This window comes from Streptomyces actinomycinicus (assembly GCF_016741775.1).
Classification (GTDB): domain Bacteria; phylum Actinomycetota; class Actinomycetes; order Streptomycetales; family Streptomycetaceae; genus Streptomyces; species Streptomyces actinomycinicus.
Genome location: NZ_JAERRK010000086.1, coordinates 1 through 403, shown reverse-complemented (window position 1 = coordinate 403; position 403 = coordinate 1). Strand labels below are relative to the sequence as shown.

Sequence of the window (403 nt, the reverse complement as noted above, 5' to 3'; positions counted from 1 at the left end):
AGTCCTCAACCCCGACCGCTCCCTGGCCCGCCACCCCCTCTTCCAGACCATGCTGGTCTTCCAGAACGTCCCCGAGGCCAGCATCGACCTGACCGGCATCGAGGCAACCAACTTCGAAGTCCCCGCCGACTCGTCCAAGTTCGACCTGTCCTTCGTGTTCGACGAGCGGCAGGCCGAGGACGACGACGAGACCGGCAACACGCTGTTCGGCACGATCGAGTACAGCCTGGACCTGTTCGACCGGGCCACGGTCGAGGCGCTCGCGCAGCGACTGCTCCTCGTCCTCCGGGCCATGGTCGCCGACCCCGCAGCCCGCATGAGCACCATCGACGTGCTGGGTGAAGAAGAGCGCCACCGCATCCTGGTCGAGTGGAACGAGACGGGGAGGCAGATCACGCCTACG

Annotated in this window: 1 protein-coding gene; it reads left to right on the top strand. The window is 66.5% G+C overall.

Features of this window, described 5'->3' with window-relative positions; translation table 11 throughout:
- On the top strand, positions 1 to 403 hold a 403-nt coding region (locus JK359_RS38610; protein WP_201844409.1), incomplete at both ends, for a condensation domain-containing protein.